Below are 2,388 nucleotides of genomic sequence, written 5' to 3'. Positions count from 1 at the left end.
CGCGGCGGGCGTGCTCGGCACCCGGCCGGTCGAGGGGCTGCCGGTCGTGGTCGTCCCGGACGTGCAGGCGGCGCTCGGCGAGCTCGCCAGGGCCGTCCTGCAGCGCCTGCCGAAGACCACGGTCATCGGGATCACCGGTTCGTCCGGCAAGACCTCCACCAAGGACCTCATCGCCCAGGTGCTGGCCCGGCACGGCGAGACCGTCGCGACCAAGGGGTCGTTCAACAACGAGATCGGCCATCCGCTGACGGCGCTGCGCTCCGAGCCCGGCACCCGCCATCTCGTCCTGGAGATGGGCGCGCGTGGCGTCGGTCACATCTCCTACCTCACCCGGATCTCCCCGCCGGACATCGCGGTGGTCCTGAACGTCGGCACCGCCCATCTGGGCGAGTTCGGCAGCCAGGCCGTCGTGGCGACGGCCAAGGGCGAACTGGTCGAGGCGCTGACCCTGAACGGCGCCGCCGTGCTGAACGCCGACGACCCTCTGGTCAGGACCATGGCCGCCCGGACGGCGGGGAAGATCGTGCTGTTCGGCCGCAGCCCCGACGCGACCGTCCGGGCCGAGGAGGAATGGTTCGACGAGGCGGGCCGCGCCAGGTTCTCGCTGGTCACGCCCGAGGGCGCGCTGCCGGTGACGCTCCGGCTGCACGGCGCCCACCATGTGCTGAACGCGCTGGCGGCCGCCGCGGTGGCACGCGAGACGGGGATGCCGCTGCACGAGATCGCGGCGGCCCTGTCGGACGCGGTGCCGGTCAGCCGGTGGCGGATGGAGGTCACCCGCCGCGACGACGGTGTGACGATCATCAATGACGCTTACAACGCCAACCCCGAGTCGATGCGGGCCGCTCTCGATACTCTCGTCCGGATGTCGGAGGGAAAGCGGGCGTTCGCCGTCCTCGGCCATATGGCGGAACTCGGCACCGCTTCCGTTGCGGAACACGAGAAGATCGGACAACATGCCGCGCGGAGCGGTGTCGTCTGTCTGATCGCGGTCGGGCCGGCCGCCGCGCCTCTACTGGAGGGCGCCGAGCAGGTGGGTTCATGGAACGGAGAGTGCGTGCAGGTGGATGACGTCGGTTCGGCGGCTACCGCGCTGAGGAGCAGGCTCAGGCCGCAGGACGTGGTCCTTCTGAAGGGATCGCGTGTGGCCGGTCTGGAGCGGGTCGCCCGTGCACTGGTCGAGGAGCCGCAAGCGTGAACAACGTCATCATCGCCAGCGGTCTCGCGCTGATCATCGGTCTGCTCGGCACGCCGCTGTGGATCCGCCTGGTGGTCAGGCTCGGCTACGGCCAGATGATCCGCGAGGACGGGGTCAGCACCCACCAGAGCAAGCGCGGCACGCCCACCATGGGCGGCACCGTCATCGTGATCGGTTCGCTGCTCGGCTACGGCGCGGCGCACCTCATCACCTGGACGGTCCCGACGGTCTCCGGCGGTCTGGTCCTGTTCCTCATGACGGGTCTGGGCGTCGTCGGGTTCGTCGACGACTACATCAAGGTCTTCAAGCAGCGTTCGCTGGGCCTGCGCAGCCGCGCCAAGGCGACGGGCATCGTCATCGTCGGCGTGGTGTTCGCGGTGGCGTGCCTGCAGTTCCCGAACAACATGCAGGTCACCCCGGCCGAGCCGAGCCTGTCGTTCCTGCGGGACTTCGGCCCGCCGATCGGCCCGTATCTGTTCGTGCTCTGGGCGCTGATCCTCATCCAGGGCGTGTCGAACGGCGTGAACCTGACCGACGGTCTGGACGGTCTCGCCTCCGGCACCGTCGGCCTGGTGCTGGCCGCGTACGTCATCATCGGCAACTGGCAGTTCCGGCAGGGCTGCGCCGACTCCCTCGCCCAGGCCTGCTACGTGGTGCGCGACCCGCTGGACCTCGCGGTCGTCGCGGCGTCCGTGCTCGGCGCGTGCTTCGGCTTCCTGTGGTGGAACGCCCCGCCCGCGAAGATCTTCATGGGTGACACGGGCTCGCTGGCCCTGGGCGGTGTGCTGGTCGGCCTGGCCATCACCACCCGCACCCAGTTCCTGCTCGCGATCCTCGGCGGCATGATCGTCCTGATCACGATGTCTGTGATCCTCCAGGTGGGGTACTTCAAGATCACCAGCAGGATGGGGACGCCGAAGCGGCTGTTCAAGATGGCGCCGCTCCAGCACCACTTCGAGCTGTCGGGCTGGGCCGAGACCACGATCGTGGTCCGGTTCTGGCTGATCTGCGGTCTGTGCGTCGCGGCCGGTCTCGGCCTGTTCTACCTGGAGTGGGTGCCGAAGTAATGAAGTGCGAAGGCCAGAAGATCGTGGTGGCGGGCCTGGGCGTGTCGGCGAGCCCCGCCGCCCGGCTGCTGGCCGAGCTCGGCGCGCACGTGACCGGCGTCGACGCCCGCACGGACGTCGAGG

2 protein-coding genes are annotated in these 2,388 nt (G+C 69.6%); both read left to right on the top strand.

The genetic code is table 11. From position 1 onward, the window contains the following. Positions 1-1,198: UDP-N-acetylmuramoyl-tripeptide--D-alanyl-D-alanine ligase (locus tag ACYVE7_RS32695; RefSeq protein WP_460370276.1), on the top strand; the 1,198-nt coding region annotated here is incomplete at its 5' end. After that, positions 1,195-2,265 carry a phospho-N-acetylmuramoyl-pentapeptide-transferase gene (mraY, locus tag ACYVE7_RS32690; protein ID WP_460370274.1) on the top strand — a complete coding sequence of 357 codons (1,071 nt, stop codon included), beginning with the start codon at positions 1,195-1,197 and terminating at the stop codon, positions 2,263-2,265. The genes ACYVE7_RS32695 and mraY, both read left to right, overlap by 4 nt. Positions 2,266-2,388 lie beyond the last annotated feature (123 nt).

This window comes from Actinocorallia lasiicapitis (assembly GCF_054778695.1).
This window is presented reverse-complemented; position numbering and strand designations above follow the sequence as displayed.